This window comes from Gordonia asplenii, from assembly GCF_012933505.1.
Lineage (GTDB): Bacteria > Actinomycetota > Actinomycetes > Mycobacteriales > Mycobacteriaceae > Gordonia > Gordonia asplenii.
Genome location: NZ_JABBNB010000002.1, coordinates 225,085 through 245,015 on the forward strand (window position 1 = coordinate 225,085; position 19,931 = coordinate 245,015).

Annotated in this window: 20 protein-coding genes; 15 read left to right on the forward strand and 5 right to left on the reverse strand. The window is 66.3% G+C overall.

What is annotated here, in order from left to right:
• Nucleotides 1–7: 7 nt before the first annotated feature.
• The 8 genes from HH308_RS03025 (at nt 8) to HH308_RS03060 (ending at nt 8,347) form a co-directional block, all read left to right on the forward strand.
• The gene (locus tag HH308_RS03025; RefSeq protein WP_170192693.1) at nt 8–319 is read left to right on the forward strand and encodes a WXG100 family type VII secretion target; all 312 of its coding nucleotides are present in this window, start codon (nt 8–10) and stop codon (nt 317–319) included.
• Nucleotides 320–348: 29 nt separating this feature from the next.
• A complete protein-coding gene (locus tag HH308_RS03030) occupies nt 349–642 on the forward strand; it encodes a WXG100 family type VII secretion target (protein WP_170192694.1) in 294 nt (97 codons plus the stop codon).
• A gap of 127 nt (nt 643–769) precedes the next feature.
• Entirely contained in the window at nt 770–1,690 is a 921-nt protein-coding gene (locus HH308_RS03035; protein WP_170192695.1) for a cation diffusion facilitator family transporter, read from the forward strand.
• A 277-nt stretch (nt 1,691–1,967) separates the two neighbouring features.
• Nucleotides 1,968–3,515 (forward strand): amino acid permease, encoded by a 1,548-nt coding sequence (locus HH308_RS03040; protein WP_170192696.1) that lies wholly within the window; start codon nt 1,968–1,970, stop codon nt 3,513–3,515.
• A 97-nt stretch (nt 3,516–3,612) separates the two neighbouring features.
• Nucleotides 3,613–5,094 (forward strand): adenosylhomocysteinase, encoded by a 1,482-nt coding sequence (gene ahcY, locus HH308_RS03045; protein WP_170192697.1) that lies wholly within the window; start codon nt 3,613–3,615, stop codon nt 5,092–5,094.
• A 55-nt stretch (nt 5,095–5,149) separates the two neighbouring features.
• The gene (locus tag HH308_RS03050) at nt 5,150–5,509 is read left to right on the forward strand and encodes a VOC family protein (RefSeq protein ID WP_170192761.1); all 360 of its coding nucleotides are present in this window, start codon (nt 5,150–5,152) and stop codon (nt 5,507–5,509) included.
• Between the two features lie 75 nt (nt 5,510–5,584).
• Nucleotides 5,585–7,120 carry a DHA2 family efflux MFS transporter permease subunit gene (locus HH308_RS03055; RefSeq protein WP_170192698.1) on the forward strand — a complete coding sequence of 512 codons (1,536 nt, stop codon included), beginning with the start codon at nt 5,585–5,587 and terminating at the stop codon, nt 7,118–7,120.
• Nucleotides 7,121–7,549: 429 nt separating this feature from the next.
• Nucleotides 7,550–8,347 (forward strand): SMP-30/gluconolactonase/LRE family protein, encoded by a 798-nt coding sequence (locus HH308_RS03060; protein ID WP_170192699.1) that lies wholly within the window; start codon nt 7,550–7,552, stop codon nt 8,345–8,347.
• 109 nt (nt 8,348–8,456) lie between these two features.
• Here HH308_RS03060 and HH308_RS03065 read toward each other — a convergent pair whose 3' ends face one another.
• Both HH308_RS03065 and HH308_RS03070 read right to left on the reverse strand, forming a co-directional pair.
• Entirely contained in the window at nt 8,457–8,990 is a 534-nt protein-coding gene (locus HH308_RS03065) for a DoxX family membrane protein (protein ID WP_170192700.1), read from the reverse strand.
• Nucleotides 8,987–9,460, reverse strand: a complete 474-nt coding sequence (locus HH308_RS03070) for a DM13 domain-containing protein (protein ID WP_170192701.1) — start codon at nt 9,458–9,460, stop codon at nt 8,987–8,989. Before HH308_RS03070 ends, HH308_RS03065 begins: the two co-directional genes overlap by 4 nt.
• 173 nt (nt 9,461–9,633) lie before the next feature.
• On the opposite strand from HH308_RS03070, the gene HH308_RS03075 reads away from it, so the two are divergent.
• Both HH308_RS03075 and HH308_RS03080 read left to right on the forward strand, forming a co-directional pair.
• Nucleotides 9,634–10,323, forward strand: a complete 690-nt coding sequence (locus HH308_RS03075) for a response regulator transcription factor (RefSeq protein WP_170192702.1) — start codon at nt 9,634–9,636, stop codon at nt 10,321–10,323.
• Nucleotides 10,323–11,471, forward strand: a complete 1,149-nt coding sequence (locus HH308_RS03080; RefSeq protein ID WP_170192703.1) for a sensor histidine kinase — start codon at nt 10,323–10,325, stop codon at nt 11,469–11,471. Before HH308_RS03075 ends, HH308_RS03080 begins: the two co-directional genes overlap by 1 nt.
• Here HH308_RS03080 and HH308_RS03085 read toward each other — a convergent pair.
• Entirely contained in the window at nt 11,426–12,091 is a 666-nt protein-coding gene (locus HH308_RS03085; protein ID WP_170192704.1) for a dTMP kinase, read from the reverse strand. The genes HH308_RS03080 and HH308_RS03085 overlap by 46 nt on opposite strands.
• Nucleotides 12,092–12,123: 32 nt before the next feature.
• Here HH308_RS03085 and HH308_RS03090 point away from each other — a divergent pair, with 32 nt between their 5' ends.
• The 4 genes from HH308_RS03090 to HH308_RS03105 all read left to right on the forward strand — a co-directional run bounded on the left by HH308_RS03090 (nt 12,124) and on the right by HH308_RS03105 (nt 17,101).
• Nucleotides 12,124–12,558, forward strand: a complete 435-nt coding sequence (locus HH308_RS03090) for a YdeI/OmpD-associated family protein (RefSeq protein WP_170192705.1) — start codon at nt 12,124–12,126, stop codon at nt 12,556–12,558.
• A gap of 477 nt (nt 12,559–13,035) precedes the next feature.
• Entirely contained in the window at nt 13,036–13,713 is a 678-nt protein-coding gene (gene mtrA, locus HH308_RS03095; protein WP_040524131.1) for an MtrAB system response regulator MtrA, read from the forward strand.
• Complete coding sequence (gene mtrB, locus HH308_RS03100) at nt 13,710–15,359, forward strand: MtrAB system histidine kinase MtrB (RefSeq protein WP_170192706.1); 1,650 nt, start codon at nt 13,710–13,712, stop codon at nt 15,357–15,359. Before mtrA ends, mtrB begins: the two co-directional genes overlap by 4 nt.
• Complete coding sequence (locus HH308_RS03105; protein ID WP_170192707.1) at nt 15,356–17,101, forward strand: LpqB family beta-propeller domain-containing protein; 1,746 nt, start codon at nt 15,356–15,358, stop codon at nt 17,099–17,101. Before mtrB ends, HH308_RS03105 begins: the two co-directional genes overlap by 4 nt.
• 696 nt (nt 17,102–17,797) lie before the next feature.
• Here HH308_RS03105 and HH308_RS03110 read toward each other — a convergent pair.
• On the reverse strand, nt 17,798–18,481 hold the full coding sequence (locus HH308_RS03110; protein WP_170192708.1) for a ComF family protein: 684 nt from the start codon (nt 18,479–18,481) through the stop codon (nt 17,798–17,800).
• Nucleotides 18,482–18,797: 316 nt separating this feature from the next.
• On the opposite strand from HH308_RS03110, the gene hpf reads away from it, so the two are divergent.
• Nucleotides 18,798–19,550: a ribosome hibernation-promoting factor, HPF/YfiA family gene (gene hpf / locus HH308_RS03115; protein WP_170192709.1), complete on the forward strand. Its 753-nt coding sequence runs from the start codon at nt 18,798–18,800 to the stop codon at nt 19,548–19,550.
• 77 nt (nt 19,551–19,627) lie between these two features.
• On the opposite strand, the gene HH308_RS03120 is transcribed toward hpf, so the two are convergent.
• The gene (locus tag HH308_RS03120) at nt 19,628–19,864 is read right to left on the reverse strand and encodes a helix-turn-helix transcriptional regulator (protein ID WP_170192710.1); all 237 of its coding nucleotides are present in this window, start codon (nt 19,862–19,864) and stop codon (nt 19,628–19,630) included.
• Between the last annotated feature and the right edge of the window lie 67 nt (nt 19,865–19,931).

Genomic DNA, 19,931 nt, shown 5'->3' on the forward strand with positions numbered 1-19,931 from the left:
AACACTCATGCCCAACGGACTCGATCTCGACGTCACCGCCGGACTTGCCACCACGAAATCCGTGGCAGGCATCGTCGACGAGATGCAGCAGGTCATCCGCTCGATTCAGACGTCGTCCACCGAGGCGGTGTCGATGTGGAAGGGCCGCGCATCGTCGGCCTTCGACACCACCCAGGCCGACTGGAACTCGTCGGCAACCAAGCTGCAACTCGCGCTCGACGACATCAAAGCCAAGCTGGCGTCGTCGTTCACGAACTACGGAGACCAGGACGATCAGGGTGCGTCGAGCTTCAGCGGCGTCGGCACCCTCAACATCTGACCTCATCACCCACCGGAAAGGACACTCCCATGACACTCATCAAATACGACTTCGCGTCGCTGGAACGCCTCACCACCGACCTCGGCAGCCAGTTTCAGCGGCTGGAGACGCTGGCGTCGGACCTCAAACGGCAGGTCACCGCACTCGGCGACAACTGGCAGTCGGCGCAGGGCGCCACGAGTTACCAAACGGCGCAGGCGACGTGGGACCGCGTCTTCACCGAGGCGCGTGGCAACCTGACCAGCTTGAAGACCGCGGTCCACAATGCGTCGACGAACATGAGTTCGACCGATCAGGCAGTGGCCCGCAACTTCTCCGTGTAGGGCGCCCGTCGGTGCGCGGGATAGGCGTTTCGCCGGTTTCGACGCCTATCCCGCGCCGAGCCGGTGGCCCTCACATAGAGTGAGAGCCGATTTTCGGCGGCGAACAGGCGAGCAGAGGAGACCATTCGTGTCGGCAGAGGGATCCAAGAAGGCCATCGTCGCCGCGCTGGCGGCCAACGCGGGCATCGCCGCGGCCAAGTTCATCGGCTTCGCGATCACCGGGTCGTCGTCGATGCTGGCTGAAGGCGTGCACTCGGTCGCCGACACGTCCAATCAGGGCCTGTTGCTGCTGGGGCAGAAGCGTGCCGGTCAGGCAGCAGACAAGCTGCATCCCTTCGGCTACGGGCGGGCCCGGTACTTCTACTCCTTCATCGTGGCGCTGGTGCTGTTCACGCTGGGGTCGCTGTTCGCGATCTACGAGGGCGTCGAGAAGATCCGGCATCCGCATGAACTGGAATCGCCGATGATCGCCGTCGGCATCCTGGTGGTGGCGATCTGCCTGGAGGGTTACAGCTTCGCGACGGCGTTTCGGGAGTCGAGGCCGCTCAAGGGCGACGCGTCGTGGTGGCAGTTCATCCGCAATTCGCGCAGCCCGGAACTACCGGTCGTGCTGCTCGAGGACAGTGGAGCGCTGGTCGGTCTGGTACTCGCCCTCGGCGGTGTGGGACTCACGGTCGTCACCGGCGACGCCATCTGGGACGGTATCGGCACCGTCGCGATCGGCGCGTTGCTGGGTGTCATCGCCATTGTCCTGATCGTCGAGATGAAGAGTCTGCTCATCGGTGAGGGAGCCACCGAGCAGGAGGAGGTGGCGATCGTCGACGCACTCAACGGGGCGCCCGGCGTCGAGCGGGTCATTCATCTCAAGTCGCAGTACCTGGGGCCGGAGGAGTTGCTCGTCGCCGCGAAGATCGCCATCCCGTCCGGCGCGGGTGCGCGCGACATCGCCTCGGCGATCGACGCCGCCGAGGCGCGGATCCGTGCGGCCGTTCCGCAGGCGCGGGTGATCTACCTGGAGCCCGACATCGACCGGGGCGTGTCGACGTAGCGGTGTGTTGCGCTACTGGCGTTGATATCTTGCTCGCACCCCGCTGGTCGAGCGAGGCGAAGCCGAGTCGAAACCACTGTGACGCTGCGGGTTTCGTCATTGCCCGGCCGGTGGGGTTTTGACTCGCTCACCCGCCGGCGCGAGCGACCCGAGTGGGCGGATCATCCGATTCGCCTTCTCGACGCCGAGCCGTTCGCTAGCGTTTGCGGTGGCGCCATCCGCCACATGGTGTGGCGCCCGCAGTCCACCCATGCCGATCGCACTTTGGGAGGTTTTGATGTCGAATCCGTTGACCCGCACCAAATCCGTCGAGCAATCGATGGCCGACACCGATGAGCCGGGACATAAACTCCGCAAGAGTCTCGGCGCGTGGGACCTCACCGTCTTCGGTGTGTCGGTGGTCATCGGCGCGGGCATTTTCACCATCACGGTGTCGACGGCGGGCGACAAGGCGGGACCGGCGATCTCGCTGGCATTCGTGATGGCCGCGGTCGCGTGTGCGCTCGCGGCACTCTGCTACGCCGAGTTCGCCTCGACGGTTCCGGTGGCCGGATCGGCGTATACCTTCGGCTACGCCACCTTTGGTGAATTCCTCGCCTGGATCCTCGGCTGGGACCTCATCCTCGAATTCGCGGTCGGCGCGGCCGTCGTCGCGAAGGGCTGGTCGAGTTATCTCGGGAACGTCTTCGGCTTCGAGAACGCGATAGTCAATCTCGGCGGGGGAGTCACCTTCGACTGGGGTGCGGTGATCATCGTCGCAATCGTCACCACATTGCTCGTGCTGGGCACGAAGATCGCCGCGTGGTTCTCGGCAGCGATCACCGCGGTCAAGGTGTCGGTGGTCATCATGGTCATCGCCGTCGGCATGTTCTACATCAAGTCGGCCAACTTCACCCCGTACGTGCCGCCCGCCCAGCATGGCGCCGGCGAAGCGAAATCGATTGAGTCGACACTGTTTTCGCTGATCACCGGCGGTGGTGACAGCAACTACGGCTGGTACGGCGTGCTGGCCGCGGCGTCGATCGTGTTCTTCGCGTTCATCGGCTTCGACGTCGTCGCGACGACCGCCGAGGAGACACGGTACCCGCGCAAAGACGTGCCGCGCGGAATCCTGGGCTCGCTGGCCATCGTGACCGTGCTCTACGTCCTGGTGACGATCGTGGTGACCGGCATGGTCAGCTACAAGCAGTTGCAGACCACCACCAACGCCGACGGCACTCCGAACCACAAGAACCTCGCCTACGTCTTCGAGGTCAACCACATCACGTGGGCGGAGAAGATCATCGCCGTCGGCGCGCTCGCCGGTCTGACCACGGTGGTCATGGTGCTGATGCTCGGCCAGTCGCGGGTACTGTTCGCGATGTGCCGCGACGGTCTGCTGCCGCGCGAATTGGCCAAGACGAGTGACCGGTTCGGTACTCCCGCCCGGCTCACCATCCTGATCGCGATCGTCGTCGCAGTCGTCGCGGGATTCTTCCCGATCGGCAAGCTGGAGGAGATGGTCAACGTCGGTACGTTGTTCGCGTTCGTCGTCGTCGCCGGCGGTGTCATGGTCCTCCGTAGAACTCGCCCCGATCTGCCGCGCGGCTTCCGGGTACCCGGCGGCCCGGTCCTTCCGGTACTCGCGATCCTCGCCTGCTTGTGGCTGATGTTGAACCTCACCGCGCTGACCTGGATTCGATTCGTGGTGTGGATGGTGATCGGCGTCATCGTGTACTTCAGCTACGGCATGAGGCATTCGGTCGTCGGCAAACGCGAACGCGGCGAGATGCCGTCGTGGGACGGTGAGCAATCGGCGGCGGTGGGGGCGCCGGAGAAGGAGTAGCCGGCCGCCCGATGTGGCCGAAAACGGGTTCGAGTGGACGTCGGATAGCCTGAGCAAAGCTAATCGCACGTCCACGAACTTCGTTTTAGGGGAATTGATGACAATGGTGCGCAAATCCGACCCGACGGTCGATACCCGCAACGGGATCGACTTCAAGGTCGCCGATCTGTCGCTGGCCGACTTCGGCCGCAAGGAGATCGAACTGGCCGAGCACGAGATGCCCGGCCTGATGTCGTTGCGTCGTGAATACGCGGATGTGTTGCCGCTCAAGGGTGCTCGCGTGTCGGGCTCGCTGCACATGACCGTGCAGACCGCGGTGCTGATCGAGACCCTCACCGCACTGGGCGCCGAGGTCCGCTGGGCGTCGTGCAACATCTTCTCCACCCAGGATCACGCTGCGGCGGCCGTCGTCGTCGGGCCGAACGGAACCGTCGACGAGCCCAAGGGCGTCCCGGTCTTCGCCTGGAAGGGCGAGACCCTGGAGGAGTACTGGTGGGCCGCGGAGAGGATGCTCACCTGGCCCGAGTCAGACAAGCCCGCCAACATGATCCTCGACGACGGCGGCGACGCCACAATGCTGGTGCTGCGCGGCGCTGAGTTCGAGAAGGCCGGTGTGGTCCCGCCCGCCGACGATGCCAACTCGGCCGAGTACAACGTCTTCCTCGAACTGCTGCGCAACAGCTTCGAGGCCGACAAGACCAAATGGACCACCATCTCCGAGTCGGTCAAGGGCGTCACCGAGGAGACCACCACCGGTGTGCTGCGGCTCTACCAGTTCGCCGCGGCCGGCGATCTGGCCTTCCCGGCGATCAACGTCAACGACTCGGTCACCAAGAGCAAGTTCGACAACAAGTACGGCACCCGCCACTCGCTGATCGACGGCATCAATCGCGGCACCGATGTCCTCATCGGCGGCAAGAAGGTGCTGATCTGCGGTTACGGCGACGTCGGCAAGGGCTGTGCCGAATCGCTGGCCGGTCAGGGCGCCCGCGTGCAGGTCACCGAGATCGACCCGATCAACGCGCTGCAGGCCCTGATGGACGGCTTCGACGTCGTCACCGTCGAGGACGCCATCGGTAATGCCGACATCGTCATCACCTCCACCGGCAACCTCGGCATCATCAGCTTCGAGCATATGAAGCAGATGAAGCATCAGGCGATTCTGGGCAACATCGGCCACTTCGACAACGAGATCGACATGGCCGGGCTGGAATCGGCGTCGGGCGTCACGCGGATCAACGTCAAGCCGCAGGTCGACCAGTGGGTCTTCGACGACGGCCACTCGATCATCGTGCTCTCCGAGGGACGCCTGCTCAACCTGGGCAACGCGACCGGCCACCCGTCGTTCGTGATGAGTAACAGCTTCTCCAACCAGGTGATCGCGCAGATCGAGCTGTGGACCAAGAACGACGAGTACGACAACGAGGTCTACCGGCTGCCCAAGCACCTCGATGAGAAGGTGGCGCGGATTCACGTCGAGGCGCTCGGCGGCAAGCTGACCAAGCTGACCAAGGAGCAGGCCGAGTACATCGGCGTCGACGTCGAGGGTCCGTACAAGCCGGAGCACTACCGGTACTGATTTTCCGCGAGGATCGAGCGAGGGTGGTGTCGTGGTCGAGATCTTGAGCAGCAGGATGATTCTGCGGCCCGTCGACTACGCCACCACCCTGGCGTTTTACCGAGACACCCTCGGTTTGGCCATCAGCCGCGAATATCCCGGCGGCACGGTCTTCTTCGCGGGACAGACCCTGATCGAGGTCGCCGGACACCACGCCGACGACGCCGGGTCCGGGTTCAGCGGCGCGATCTGGTTGCAGGTGCGCGACGTCGCGGCAGTCGAAGCCGGTGTGCGTGCCGCCGACGTCGAGATCGTGCGTGCCGCGCAGACCGAGCCGTGGGGGCTCGTCGAAATGTGGATCGCCGATCCCGACGGCGTGCCGATCGTCTTCGTCGAAGTGCCCCCGAATCACCCCCTTCGCCGTGATCTGCGGTGACGCACCGGCGACGTCACCCTCGAGAATCGCGCGGTCGGTGTGACGGATCACACCGACTCGTGGCAGGGTAGATCGGTGACTTCCTCATCTTCGCCGCAACCCGACGCGACGTCGGAGCCGGCTGGACTCGATGCGCGCGTCCTCAAGATCGCCGGCGTGGTGATCGTCGGTGCGATCATGTCCATCCTCGACATCACCGTCGTCAATGTCGCGATCCCGACCTTCGTCGACGAATTCTCCACCAGCCTGACCTTCGCAGCCTGGTCGATGACCGGCTACACGCTCGCGCTGGCCACCGTGATTCCGCTGACCGGCTGGGCGGCCGACCGATTCGGCACCAAGCGGCTGTACATGCTCGCACTGGTGCTCTTCGTGATCGGGTCGGTGTTGTGCAGCACCGCGTGGAACATTCAGTCGCTGATCGGGTTCCGCATCATCCAAGGGCTCGGCGGCGGCATGCTGATGCCGCTCGGCATGACGATCATGACGCAGGCAGCCGGTCCCGACCGAGTGGGCCGCGTCATGGCGATCATGGGCGTGCCGATGCTGCTCGGCCCGATCGGCGGCCCGATTCTCGGTGGCTGGCTGATCGAAGACTTCAGCTGGCACTGGATCTTCCTGATCAACGTGCCGATCGGTGTCATCGCGCTGACCTTGGCGGCGATCGTGTTCGACGCCGACTCGCCGTCGCCGACGCAATCGTTCGACTTCGTCGGGATGCTGCTCGCGTCACCGGGTTTGGCACTGTTCCTCTACGGCGTGTCGTCGATTCCCGGTGAGGGAAAGGTGCTCGCGGTCAAGGTGCTGGTGCCGGGCATCATCGGCCTGGTGCTGTTGGCGGGGTTCGTGTACCACGCGCTGCGCACCGAACATCCGCTCATCGACCTGCGGCTGTTCAAGAATCGTGATCTCACCTTCGCGGTGTTGACGATGTTGTTCTTCGCAATGGCGTTCTTCGGTGCGGCACTGCTGCTGCCGACCTATCTGCAGCAGGTCCGCGGCGAATCGACGCTCGCGGCCGGCCTCCTCATCGCACCGCAGGGCCTCGGCGCGATGCTGACGATGCCGGTGGCCGGTCGACTCGTCGACAAGATCGGGCCGGGACGCATCGTCTTGACGGGTCTCGTCGTGATCTGCGTCGGCCTGGCGTTCTTCACCCAGATCAGCGCGACGACGCCGCTGTGGCACGCCGAGATCGCGCTGTTCATCATGGGTCTGGGCATGGGTGCCACGATGATGCCGACGATGACGGCTGCGATGCAGACGCTGACCCATGAGCAGGTCGCCCGCGGCTCGACGTTGATGAACATCATCAACCAGACCGGCAGTTCGATCGGTACCGCGACCATCTCGGTGGTCTTGACGACATTGCTGGCCCGCCAGGCGCTGGCTGGCCCGGCGATCGGCGCGACGATGAAACCGGAGCTGGCGGAGAAGATGCACATCCCGCCGGAGGTGATCCAGAAGGGCCTCGACCAGGCTTCCACCGCGTTCGCGCACACCTGGACGGTGTCGCTGTGCCTGGTGATCGTGACCCTGGTCCCGGCGTTCTTCCTGCCCCGGCGGCGCCCGCAGCAGATGGCCGATCTGGGCAGTGCGATGGCCCATTAGGAGGCTCCGCTGGTTGAGCCGCGACCATTTCGCTGGTTGAGCCGGGCCCGACGAGCGTAGCGAGACGCGCCCCCTCCGCTGGTTGAGCCGGGCCCGACGCGCCGTGCTGAGCGAGCGCAGCGAGTCGAAGTAAGCGTAGCGAGACGCGCCCGTGTCGAAACCCTGGCGAGACGAATTACCAACTGCTGCTACGTGTTTGGTGCGTTGACATCGTCGGCGTGCGTGGTTTCGACACGGGCCTTCGCTAGCGCTTCGGCCCGGCTCAACCAGCGGGGTGGTGGCCTTCGCTAGCGCGTCGGCCCACCTCAACCAGCGGAGATGGACGCCTCAACCAGCGAGGTGGCACCTCCCAGCGCCCGTCCGCGATGAGTTTTCGGCGTCGTCCTGGTCAGACTCGGTGAGAAGTTTCTTCCCGGTGAGGAGCCGACCATGCAACAGCAGATCGTCGCGTCCGGACACGGACTGGTCGAGTCGGCGCGGATCCGCGACGGCGAGTTCTGGTTCGCGGATTGGTTCGCGCGCAGCATTGTTCGGCTCGACGCCGACGGAGCCGAACACGTCGTCGGGGAACTCGCCTCGATGCCGGTCTGTTTCGACTGGCTGCCTGACGGCACCTTGGTGACGACCGGTGGAGGACTGGCGTTGACGTCGGTGTCCGACGCCGGGGCGCTCACCCGTGTGGCGGACCTGTCCGGGCTCTCCGACAAGGCGTACAACGACATCGCCGTCGACCCGCGCGGCAACGTCTTCGTCAACAACGTCGGATTCGACTTCCCCGGCGGTGAGTTCGCGCCCGGCTTCGTCGGCGTCGTCGGGCCGGACGGATCGGTACGGCGGGTCGCTGAAGATCTGGCCTTCCCGAATGGCATGGCGGTCACCGCGGATGGCTCGACGCTGATCGTCGCCGAATCCTATGCGGCGCGGCTGAGCGCGTTCACCATCGCCGACGACGGCTCGCTGACCGATCGTCGGGTGTGGGCGAACCTCGGCGAAGGCGTTGCGCCGGACGGCATCTCGATCGATCCGTCCGGCGCGGTCTGGTATGCCAGTGTGCCGCAACAACATTGCGCGCTGGTAGCCGAAGGGGGCGACGTGCTTGCCGAGGTGCCGCTGGACCGAGGCTGTTTCGACTGCGCGATCGACGGTTCGACGCTGTACGTGGCGACGGCCCAGTGGCGCGGCGAGATGGCGGGGTCGGGGCAGGTGGTGCGGGTCGACGTCGCGTGACGCCGCGGGCCGCGGGAGCCGACGCCCGCCGCGTCACCGTCGGAAACCGGCGAACGGAGGGGTGCTCACCGAACCGGCGCCGAGCCCACCCCGACGCCACCGTCGGACGTCACCGCACCGCGCGCGGCCGTCGCCCCAGGGCGATCGCGTCGACGATCGACCGTTGTCGTTCGCCCCGCGCCCTCGATGAGGCGTCCCGGCGCCTGCGCAGCACCACCGCGGTGACCGAATAGACACTCGCCGCCGAGCCGAACGCCAGCACCGCCGCGGACAGCGCAACCATGATCGGATACTGGGTGATCAACTGGTCGGCGAACCAATAGCTGCACAATTGCAGCACCGATACCGCCGCCGCGACCGGTGTCAGAATGCCCAGCACCAGAGCGACGCCCAGCCCGACTTCGATCAACGGCACTACGAACCCGAACAGTCCGGGAAATCGGCCCAGCACATCGTTGGTGAACAGCGTGTAGAAATGCGGAACACGCGGATTATTCGCCGTGCTGCCGACCACCAGCAGGATGTCCGATCGCCCGAATCCGGCGTGGTACTTCACATATCCCTCGTGCAGCCATAACAGTCCCAGAGCAACCCGGGCGACGGTCGCCGCGACGGCGACCGACCGCTCCCGCACGACGCTCACTTGCTCAACTTGGCGGCGCCGAACACCGCCAAGGCCTTGTCACAGTGCACCACCAGGTCGGTGTACTTGCCCGCGTCGACGCCCGCGGGCAGCGTGAACGTCTGCATCGTCTTGTCGTAGGCGACCGGGCTGATCTGGACGCCCGCTCTCACGGCCTGCTCGGTGGTGCCGTTGGCGAGGTACAGGTGCAGGTCGGGGCCCTGATCGGAGGAGTAGCCGGTCAGTGTCACCGTCATGCCGTCGATCATCGCCGACCCTGCCACCATCTTGCCGTTGAGTCCGCTGAAGGTGCCCGTCATCTTCGACATCGCCATGGCGGGCATCGACGTCGACGCCGACATCGGTGCGGCCATCGCGCTCGACGACATCATCGCGCTCGACGCCGAGGTGTCGGTCGAGTTCGACGAGCAGGCGGAGATGGAGGCTGCGGCGGCCAGGGCGGCGCCGGCGATCAGAAGTTTGGTGCGCATGAGCTTGATCCTCTTCGAGTGTCATTCTGCGGTGTCCGTCGCGACTGCGGCGGCTGCGGATGAGTCAACCAACGAATTCACCCCCGGTGACCACTCCTTTCAGCGCGGTAATCGATGATTTCGGTTCCGTAAGAAATGCCGTTCGACCCGCGGTGCGACCTACTCTCGGATACATGCAAGCAGGATCGACCGTGATGGTCGTCGAAGACGATGCCGCCGTGCGCACCGTGGTCACCGACCACCTGCGGCTGGCCGGCTGCCAGGTGATGCCGCACCGCGACGGGGCGCTCGCCTGGGAGGCGTTTCAGCAGACGCCGCCCGATCTGCTGATCTTGGATCGGATGCTGCCCGGGCTCAGCGGCGACGAACTGTGTCGCCGGGTCCGCGAGGTCTCGGCCGTGCCGATCCTGATGCTCACCGCGCTGGGCAGCCTCGAGCACCGCATCGACGGTCTCGAGAACGGCGCCGACGACTACCTGGCCAAGCCGTTCTCGCTGCGTGAGTTGCAGTTGCGCGTCAACGTTCAGCTGCGCCGGGGCAACCCGTCGGCGCCGCTGGCGTTTCACGCGGGCCCCTTCCGGGTCGATGCCGAGCATCGCCGTGTGTGGTTGGATGGGCGTGAAATCGCGCTCACCACAAGGGAATACGAGCTGCTCGTCTATCTCGTGCGCAACCCGGACCGGGTGATCAGCCGCGACGAAATCCTGCGTGAGGTGTGGCGGTGGGGATTCGGTGACGCGTCGACGGTCACGGTTCATGTACGTCGCCTGCGCGAGAAGATCGAAGCAGACCCCAAGATCCCCGCCTACCTCTGTACCGAATGGGGCGCGGGGTATCGGTTCGTGCTCGACGGGAACGGCTGATGCTCGCCGCCGACGCCCTGCTGACCATCGTGCTGACCTCGGTGGCGTGCACCGGCGCGGTCACCGCGGCGACCATGCTGACGTTGTGGCTCGCCCGCCGTCGAAGCCTGGCCGCCCGCTCGGCGATCGTGTTGGCCGGCGCCCTCGCCGCGGTGATCGCCTCGACCCTGGCGATCGCGGCCGAGATGTACCTGTCCGGCCACGACCTGGTGGTGCTGTGCTGGGTGATCGGCACGTCGGCCGCGCTGAGCATGATCGCCACCTGGGTGGTCACCGGACGTACGGTGACCGCGTCGGTGACCGAACTGATCGGCGCGACGCGGCGGGTCGGCGACGGCGACGTCGTCGACGCTAATCGAAGCTGGTGGCCGGAGTTCGACGCGGTGTCCGCCGAGTTGGCGACGACGTCGCAGCGCCTCGCCGAGGCGCGCGCCCAGGTCAATGAGCTCGACGCCGCGCGCAGGCAGTTCTTCGCCTGGATCTCGCACGACCTGCGCACTCCGCTGGCCGGGATGCGGGCGATGGCCGAGGCACTCGACGAGGGCACCGCACCCGATCCCGCGGCCTACATCAGAACCATCCGAACCAAGGTCGACACGCTGGGGACGATGGTCGCCGACCTCTTCGAACTGTCCAAACTGGAGACCGGCACGCTGCGGATCGCTCCGGAGGTGGTCGTGCTGCTCGACCTCGTCAGCGACGCCGTCGCCGACGTCGCCACGCAGGCCGCCGCCCGCGGCATCCGCATCGAACGCGACGGCATCGACGAACACCTGATCTGGGTCGATCCGCGCGAGTTGACCCGCGCGATCGGCAATCTGCTCAGCAACAGCCTGGCCCACGCACCCGACGACACCGTCGTGCTGATCCGCGCCGACGTCCTGTCCGAACGGGAACTGATCCTGTCGGTCATCGACCAGGGGCCCGGTGTCACATCGGAGAATCTCGGCCGGATGTTCGACGTTGGGTGGCGCGCGGACGCGGCCCGCTCCGGCGACGACGACTCCGCACCCACCGGGGCGGGTCTGGGACTCGCGATCGTGCGGGGCATCGTCGAAGCCCACGGCGGGGCCGTCGGCGCTCGACACACCGACGCCGGTTTTCAGCTCGAGCTGATCCTGCCGACCGGACCGCCGCCGGCCAATTGAGCCGCCACGCGGTCGGGGTCTTCGGTGCCGTCGAGGACCGACCACGGCGAAAACCATTGCGCCGCAGCCAACTCTCGGTAGGCCGCGTCGACCCGCGACTGGAGGTCGTCGTCGCGTTCGTAGGCGTCCCGCGCACGCGATGCGTCGCCCTGCGCGCGGCGTACCGCCCGCTCGGCGGCTACCGACATCGGAACCCCGAGGAACACTTGGTGGTCCGGCACCGGCAGCCCGAACCGCGTGAATTCGAGCTCGGCGACCCACCTCACCGCCTGCCCGTCGATCGACTCGCGCAGACGCGCCGCGCTGTAGGCGGCATTCGACGCGACGTAGCGATCGAGGATCACGACGTCGTTCGACGCCACCGCCGCGCGGATCGCCGCGGCACCGTCGCGGCGGTCCAGGGCGAACAACGTCGCCATCGCATACGCCGACGACGCGAGGTCGCCGTGTTCGCCGTGCAGCGCTTCGGCGGCGATGTCGGCGGTGACGGCGACGCCATAGCGCGGAAATGCGAAGGTCGCCACCGATAATCCGTGCGCCCGCCATCCCGCCACCAACGACGTCACCAATGTGTTCTTGCCCGCGCCGTCGAGGCCTTCCACCGCGATGAGTTCACCCACGCCCACGATCGTAAAGTGGCATGCTCGGACCCATGGCACTGCAGGTCCACCTCGTCCTCGAACCGCACGGCCCGGCGACCGCGATCATCCTCACCGACGACCAGGTCGAACAACTCGGCGGCGGCAAACGTGCGGCCGTCCTGGTCACCGTCGACGGACGTCGAGTCCGGCTTCGCCTCGGAGTGATGGGCGGCATCAACATGATCGGGCTGTCCAAAGCGGCCCGCGCCGATCTGGGCGTCGAGATCGGTGACGAGATCGACGCCACCATCGAACTCGACGCCGACGCCCGCACCGTCGAGGTGCCCGACGACCTCGCCGCGGCCTTGACGCAGTCGGGACTGCGGGAGACCTTCGACGCCAAGTCCTTCACCTACCGCAAAGAGGCTGCCCGTGGAGTCGCCGACGCGAAGCGCCCCGACACCCGGCAGCGTCGAATCGACAAGGTCGTAGCCGACCTGAGCTAGGTCCGACACAGCACGGCCAACCGTGTTGCCGAGGCTGCGCCCGCCAGCTCCCCGAGTGCCGAAGCGTGGCGACAACCTCGCTCCCCGAGTGCCGAAGCGTGGCGACAACCTCGCTCCTCGAGTGCCGAAGCGTGGCGACAACCTCGCTCCTCGAGTGCCGAAGCGTGGCGACAACCTCGCTCCCCGAGTGCCGAAGCGTGGCGACAACCTCGCTCCCCGAGTGCCGAAGCGAGGCACGAGCTTCGGTGTAACGAGGGGTCTGGTGAGCCGAAAAACCAAGCCGACCACCGCCGCTGGCGCGCGAAATCGGTTGCGTCACCATGATTTCGACTCGGCTAGTTCCTGGCTCAACCAGCACCCCGAAGCCACCACCACCACCGGCGACCCGAACCCGCCCACCTGTGAATGAAACGACACAATTCGCTCGCGCGGCGTGCCGTGCGGACAAGGAGGTCACGACAGTGTCACCATATGGTTATGAAGCCACGCATCCTGGTCGTCGATGACGACGCCGCGCTCGCGGAGATGTTGACAATTGTGTTGCGCGGTGAGGGATTTGAGCCATTCGTCGTCGGTGATGGCACCCAGGCCCTCACCGCGGTACGCGAGATCCGTCCCGATCTGGTGTTGCTCGACCTCATGCTGCCGGGCATGAACGGCATCGACGTGTGTCGCGTGCTGCGGGCGGATTCCGGTGTGCCGATCGTGATGTTGACCGCGAAATCAGACACCGTCGACGTGGTTCTCGGTCTCGAATCGGGCGCCGACGACTACATGGTCAAACCGTTCAAGCCGAAGGAACTGGTCGCCCGCGTGCGCGCCCGCTTGCGGCGGACCGACGACGAGCCGGCCGAAATGCTGTCGATCGGACCCGTCGAGATCGACGTGCCGGCGCACAAGGTGACCCGCGACGGTGTGCCGATCTCGCTGACGCCGCTCGAATTCGATCTCCTCGTCGCGCTCGCCCGCAAGCCGCGCCAGGTCTTCACCCGCGACGTCCTGCTGGAGCAGGTGTGGGGATACCGCCATCCGGCCGACACCCGGTTGGTCAACGTCCACGTTCAGCGATTGCGCGCGAAAGTGGAGACCGACCCGGAGAATCCCGAAGTCGTGCTCACGGTGAGAGGGGTCGGCTACAAAGCCGGACCGCCGTGATCTCTCGCCCCCGATTCGGGCCGCGACGCCGCGTCAACTCCCCTCTGGGCCGCATCACTCGTGCGGCCGGGCGGGTAGGGCGCGGCTTCGGCCATGTGTGGCGCCGATCGCTGCAGTTGCGCGTCGTCGTCTCGACACTTCTGTTGTCCTTCGTGGTCATTCTGATTCTCGGATTCGTGTTGATCTCGCAGATCACCGACCGGCTGCTCGACGCCAAGCTCACCGCGGCGACCGAGGAGATCGATCGTGCGCGGGTCGTCGTCGAACGAGATCTCACGACGTCGGATGCCAGCACGTCGGTGCAGGCACGGCTGCGTCAGACCAGAGCACTGCTGACCGAGCGCGACGATTCGCAGAGCGCCGGTGCGGTCGGCGCCTTCGACACGGTCCTGCTGTTGCCGCGGGGGAGTGGCAACGCCGACTCCGGCGTCGGCCCGACGTCGGAGATCCCGGCCACGCTGCGCACGATGGTGCAGGGCGGGCAGGTCGCCTACCAGTATTCGACGGTCGCCACTGACGGCGGCGGATCGATCTCGGCGCTGGTCATCGGCACACCCACCAATTCGGCGGTGTCCGGGCTGGAGCTCTACCTGGTGTTTCCGCTGACCAACGAGGCCAACACGGTCGCGCTGGTGCGCGGGACCCTGCTGACCGGCGGCATCGTGCTGTTGGGTTTGCTCGCCGCCATCGCCTGGCTGGTGTCGAGGCAGGTGGTGCTGCCGGTTCGGTCGGCCTCGCGGATCGCGGTGCGTTTCGCCGACGGCCGCCTCAAAGAGCGAATGCCGGTGCGCGGCGAAGACGACATGGCCCGCCTGGCCATGTCCTTCAACGACATGGCCGAGAGCCTGTCGAAACAGATCACTCATCTCGAAGAGTTCGGCGGATTGCAACGGCAGTTCACCTCCGACGTCAGCCACGAGCTGCGGACGCCACTGACCACGGTCCGGATGGCCGCCGACGTACTGTACGAGTCTCGTGACGACCTCGACCCGGTGCTCAAACGCTCGGTCGAACTGCTCAGCAAGGAAATCGACCGATTCGAGACGCTGCTGACCGAACTGCTGGAGATCTCCCGCCACGACGCCGGCATGGCCGAGCTCGCGTCCGAACGCATGGATATGCGCATCCCGATCGACCTCGCCGTCGCGACCGTCAACCATCTCGCCTCCGAATCGGGCACCGAGTTGGTACTCGACCTGCCGCGTGATCCGGTGATCGCCGAGATCGACCCGCGGCGTATCGAACGTGTCCTGCGCAATCTGCTGGCCAACGCGATCGACCACGGCGAACACAAGCCGGTGACGCTGACGATGCGCTCCGACGGCGACGCGGTGGCGGTGACCGTCCGCGACCTCGGTATCGGGTTGCGTCCCGGCGAGGAGCGGCTCGTCTTCAACCGGTTCTGGCGGTCGGATCCGTCGCGGTTCCGGCGTTCGGGCGGCACTGGGTTGGGCCTGGCGATCAGCGTCGAAGACGCGCGGCTGCATCAGGGGAGACTGGAGGCCTGGGGTGAGCCCGGCAAGGGCGCCAACTTCCGGCTCACGTTGCCGCTGGTGCGCGGGCACAAGGTGCTGGGGTCGCCGTTGCCGCTCAAACCGACGTCGGCGCGTAGTGGTCGTACGGCATCCTCGGGAGGCGGCAAATGAGGACCCGGCTGCTCGTCGTCGTGTTGGCCGCGGTGTGTGCGTTGGCCGGATGTGCTTCCATCCCGACCGATTCCGCGCCGCAACCGGTACAGCCGTTCAACCGTCAGGTGGCTACGAGCGCGTTGCCGACGCCGCAGAACGACATGGATCCCGACGCCTTGGTGCGCGCGTTCCTGCGGGCGTCGGCTGATCCGCGCGACGCGCACGCGTCGGCGCGGGCCTTCCTCACCTCGACGGCGTCCACCCAATGGGACGATCGCGGCGACACAGTGGTGCTCGACGACGCGTCGTTGCTGGTCGACGACCGCACCGACACCTCGGTGCGGATGCGCCTGATCGCCGATAACAGCGGCACGCTCAAGGTCAACGGGCAACTGCTCCCGGCCAACGGCCGCATCGAAGCGACGATGACGTTGAAGCGCACGTCGGACGGATGGCGTATCGACGGGGCGTTGCCGTCGGGTGTGATGCTCGACCGCAGACAGTTCGAGTCCTCCTACCGCCTCGCGATGCTGTACTTCCCGTCCGTCGCAGCGACCAACAGCGCGGGTGCCGTGACGCTGACCGCCGATCCGCGGTGGTTCTATCTGGGCAATTACACTCCGACCGACGTCCTCACCCGGCTCATCGCGGGGCCGACGCCGGAATTGGCCGGTGCGGTGCAGAACTCGTTCCCCAGCGACGCGCGGCTGAACGGGAAGGTGCGCAGCGTCCGCGGGGAGGGCGTGACAGCCGACTTCAGCGGGCTCGCCGGACTCACCGCCGCGCAACGGAATCTTCTCGCCGCGCAAGTGATCTGGACGTTCAACGACGCCGACGTCGCCGGGCCGTACACGCTGACCGCCGATGGTGCGCCACTGCTCCCGGGGCATGCGCCGCAGTGGCGAATCAGCGACGTGGAGTCATCGAATCCCAGTGCGGTGCAACACACTTCGGTCGGATTGAACATACTGCGAGGTGGTTCGCTGCTCGCGGTCACCGACGGTGGTGCGACGCCGGTCGCGGGCCCGCTGGGCACCGACACCAGGTTGGTGGGGGCCGCGATCTCGGCTGACGGAACGAGGGTCGTCGCGGTGCAGCGATCGGCCGACACTCCCGCGCTGACGTTGGTGGCGGGCACCTACGGCGGCGCGGTGAGTCCGATCACCAGCGGCACGGTGATTTCGCGGCCCAGCTTCGCTGCGAACAATCGCACGATATGGGCCGTCGTGGACGGCAAACCCACCCAGTGGGTACTCGCCGACGGCGGCGCAGCGCGGGTGACGGTGGCCGATTCGTCGGCGATCGGGGTGGTGGCACGTGGCCCGATCATGCAGTTGAAGGTGTCTCCCGACGGCTCGCGGGCCGCGATGCTCGTCGCCGGGCAGTTGTTGTTCGCCTCCATCGTCACGCACTCGGACGGCAGCATCGCGCTGTCCTCGCCCCGGATCGCGGCCTACAACTTGGGCAATAATGCCACCGGAATAGCTTGGGCCACACCGACAACGCTGATGATCGTGCGCGACAGCCCGGAGGCGCCGGTCGCGCAGATCTCGATCAGCGGCCTGCCGGCCGTAGGTTTGCTCAGTGGCAACCTCACACCGCCGTTGCGGTCCGTCGCTGCGAACGCGACCACCGTCTACGTGGCCGACGCACGCGGCGTGCTGCGACTGGGCAGTACCAACGGCCAGCCCGACCGGTCGTGGACCGAGGTGGTCTCGGCGATGACGCCCGACGCCCTGCCGGTGCTGCCCACGCCTTAACCTGCTGGTTGAGCGGGGCCCGACGAGCGCGGCGAGACGCGCCTGCCCCTGCTGGTTGAGCCGGGTCCGACGAGCGCAGCGAGACGCGCCTGCCCGCTGCTGGTTGAGCGGGGCGCGACGAGCGCGGCGAGACGCGCCTGCCCCCTGCTGGTTGAGCGGGGCCCGACGAGCGCGGCGAGACGCGCCCGTGTCGAAACCACGGTGACATGAGTTACCAACTGTCGCTACGCATTTGGTGCGCTGATATCCCCGACTTACCTGGTTTCGACACGGGCCTGCGCTAGCGCTTCGGCCCGGCTCAACCGGCGGGTGGACGGTCTGCGCTCACGCTACGGCCTCAGCTCAACCAGCGAACGGCGGCGAGCGAGGCGAAGCCGATCCCGCTGGTTGAGCGAGGCGAAGTCCATCCCGCGCGGCGAGCGAGGCGAAGCCGATCCCGCTGGTTGAGCGAGGCGAAGCCGAGTCGAAACCCTCGCGAGGCGAGTTCTCAACTGCTTCAAGGTGTTCGGTGCGTTGCCAGCGTCGACTCACGTGGTTTCGACACGGGCCTGCGCTTGCGCTTCGGCCCGGCTCAACCGGCGGGTGGACGGCCTTCGCTTGCGCTTCGGCCCGGCGAAACCAGCGAGTTAATGCTGCGCGCTAGCTGCTTCGGCCCGGCTAGCCACCAGCGGAGACGACAAACCGCTCAGCACGACCTCACGCTCCCGCGATCACGACGACGCTGTGTACGCGAAGCCCTTGTGCGCCAAGCACTCTGACCGACTCGGCCGCGGTCGCGCCGGTGGTGAGGACGTCGTCGATCAGGACGAATCCGTCGGTGCCGGCGTCGGGTCGGCGCAGGCCGGCGGGCAGCGAGCGGCACACGATGGCCCCGGACATGTTCGACGCGCGATGGCGCGCGTCGAGGCCCATCGAATCGCGGACGGAGCCGACGGTGTGCAGCAGCGGGGTGACCCGGACGCCCGCTCCCAATTCGGTCGCCGCCGCGGCGGCGAAGGCGGTCACGGTGTCGCCGCCCCGACGTCGCGCCGAGAGCGCGCGCGTCGGTGCGGGAATCAGGTGCAACCGATCGACGTCGGGCAATTCCGACCAGGCGGCGAGTGTCCGCAGGGCGCCGGCGAGCGCCGCGCCGAGGGGTTCGGCCAGGTCGCGTCGGCGATGTTCCTTCATGGCCAGCACCGACGTCGCGTAGGGGGCTCGGTAGCGGCCCAGCGCCCACGTAGCAACGCCGACGTCGACTCGCGGCGACAGTTCGACCGGGGCGTCGGACATCCGGCTGCGGCAACGCCGGCACCAACGGGTACCGGCGACGCCGCAGCCGCCGCATTCCACGGGCAAGATCAGGTCGGCGAGCGCCGAGAACATCCCCGCCTTGTCCATGACAGAAGATTCTGCGCCGCGTGCGTGCGTCGTGCGAACATACTCGGCAAACACAGTTGCGACATTGGTGGTCGGAAACGTGGCCGGAACGCAAACTTCCGGCTACGGTCGAAGACAACGCATCGAACCCGATGTTTGCGTGTGCTCCCCAGGAGGTGATGCCGCTGCAACTGAGTACCAGCCGTCGGCTGGTGCGCTTACGGGTCCAGTCCTGCGCTAGGCGTGAAAGATGTTGTGCTGCACACTCTTTCAATACTCACGAATCCGCGTTGAGGGCGCAGAATTCTACTGGACGGTGAAACAAGGAGGAGAGTGAATGTCGACAGTCATCCACCGCAAGGGTCACCGCGAATCCAAGGTCGCAGAACCGCGTCCCAATGAAGCGGAGGTGGTAGCGAATGCCTTTGTCCGGCCGCCGGGATTGGTGGAATCCGAAGATCCAGCACAACCGGACGCGAAGGTCACGTTCAACGGTCGCAACGTCGAGATACCCGAGCATTACCGAATCCACGTCAGCGACAAGCTCGCCAGGCTTGAACGCTACGACTCCAAAATTTCCCGATTCGACGTCGTGCTGTACCACGAACGCAACCCCCGTCAGGCCAAAGCATCACAGCAGGTGGAGATCACCGTCACCGGCAAGGGGCCGGTGGTTCGCGCCCAAGCGTGCGGTGAGAATTTCTACTCGTCACTCGAGGCCGCCCTGGATAAGGTCGATGCACGCCTGCGCAGGGTGAAGACGCGCCGCGAAGTCCACTACGGAAACAGAACGCCCAAGTCGGTCGCCGAGGCCACCGGTACGCTGCCCGACGATCTCACGGCGCTGGCCGCCACAAACGGCAATGCAGCCGTCCAGACCGAGTGGGACGACGGCGTGACCGAACACACACCCGGCCAGGTGGTCCGGATCAAGGAGCATCCGGACACGCCGATGACCGTCGATGACGCGCTCTACGAGATGGAACTCGTCGGACACGACTTCTTCCTGTTCCACGACAAGGAGACCGACAAGCCGTCGGTGGTCTACCGACGTCACGCCTTCGACTACGGGTTGATCCGGCTGTCGTAGCTTCCCTCAGCTGACAGCGGCGGTCGCAGAGTTTGCGGCCGCCGCTGTATTCGTTTGGGAGACAAGAGGATCGGTGATCAACGCGCAGATCCGGTCATTCGTCGTCGAAAACGTTTGTGCACGGCCTGCCTGCTGACGCCGAGTGCGGCGGCGATCGCCTCCCAGCTGACATTTCGCTCCCGCAGCTCGAGCACGAGAAAGTACTCCTCCCGGTCGAGTTCGGCCCGACGATCGGCGAGTGCGCGCAGTTGCATCAATCTGGAGACCGGGTCGTCGCCCTCGGGATCACTCTGATCGAATCCTGTCTTGGTCATGGTGTCATCTTAGGTTGACACGGCGATGTTGTCATCCAAGGTTGACGAACCCGGCGTGCGACAGGGT

Excerpts from the sequence above, each read along its gene's own strand:
- HH308_RS03025 (WP_170192693.1), top strand. The coding sequence starts at position 8 with ATGCCCAACGGACTCGATCTCGACGTCACCGCCGGACTTGCCACCACG.
- HH308_RS03030 (WP_170192694.1), top strand. The coding sequence starts at position 349 with ATGACACTCATCAAATACGACTTCGCGTCGCTGGAACGCCTCACCACC.
- HH308_RS03040 (WP_170192696.1), top strand. The coding sequence starts at position 1,968 with ATGTCGAATCCGTTGACCCGCACCAAATCCGTCGAGCAATCGATGGCC.
- ahcY (WP_170192697.1), top strand. The coding sequence starts at position 3,613 with ATGACAATGGTGCGCAAATCCGACCCGACGGTCGATACCCGCAACGGG.
- HH308_RS03050 (WP_170192761.1), top strand. The coding sequence starts at position 5,150 with ATGATTCTGCGGCCCGTCGACTACGCCACCACCCTGGCGTTTTACCGA.
- HH308_RS03060 (WP_170192699.1), top strand. The coding sequence starts at position 7,550 with ATGCAACAGCAGATCGTCGCGTCCGGACACGGACTGGTCGAGTCGGCG.
- HH308_RS03070 (WP_170192701.1), bottom strand. The coding sequence starts at position 9,460 with ATGCGCACCAAACTTCTGATCGCCGGCGCCGCCCTGGCCGCCGCAGCC.
- HH308_RS03075 (WP_170192702.1), top strand. The coding sequence starts at position 9,634 with ATGCAAGCAGGATCGACCGTGATGGTCGTCGAAGACGATGCCGCCGTG.
- HH308_RS03080 (WP_170192703.1), top strand. The coding sequence starts at position 10,323 with ATGCTCGCCGCCGACGCCCTGCTGACCATCGTGCTGACCTCGGTGGCG.
- HH308_RS03090 (WP_170192705.1), top strand. The coding sequence starts at position 12,124 with ATGGCACTGCAGGTCCACCTCGTCCTCGAACCGCACGGCCCGGCGACC.
- mtrA (WP_040524131.1), top strand. The coding sequence starts at position 13,036 with ATGAAGCCACGCATCCTGGTCGTCGATGACGACGCCGCGCTCGCGGAG.
- HH308_RS03105 (WP_170192707.1), top strand. The coding sequence starts at position 15,356 with ATGAGGACCCGGCTGCTCGTCGTCGTGTTGGCCGCGGTGTGTGCGTTG.
- HH308_RS03110 (WP_170192708.1), bottom strand. The coding sequence starts at position 18,481 with ATGGACAAGGCGGGGATGTTCTCGGCGCTCGCCGACCTGATCTTGCCC.
- hpf (WP_170192709.1), top strand. The coding sequence starts at position 18,798 with ATGTCGACAGTCATCCACCGCAAGGGTCACCGCGAATCCAAGGTCGCA.
- HH308_RS03120 (WP_170192710.1), bottom strand. The coding sequence starts at position 19,864 with ATGACCAAGACAGGATTCGATCAGAGTGATCCCGAGGGCGACGACCCG.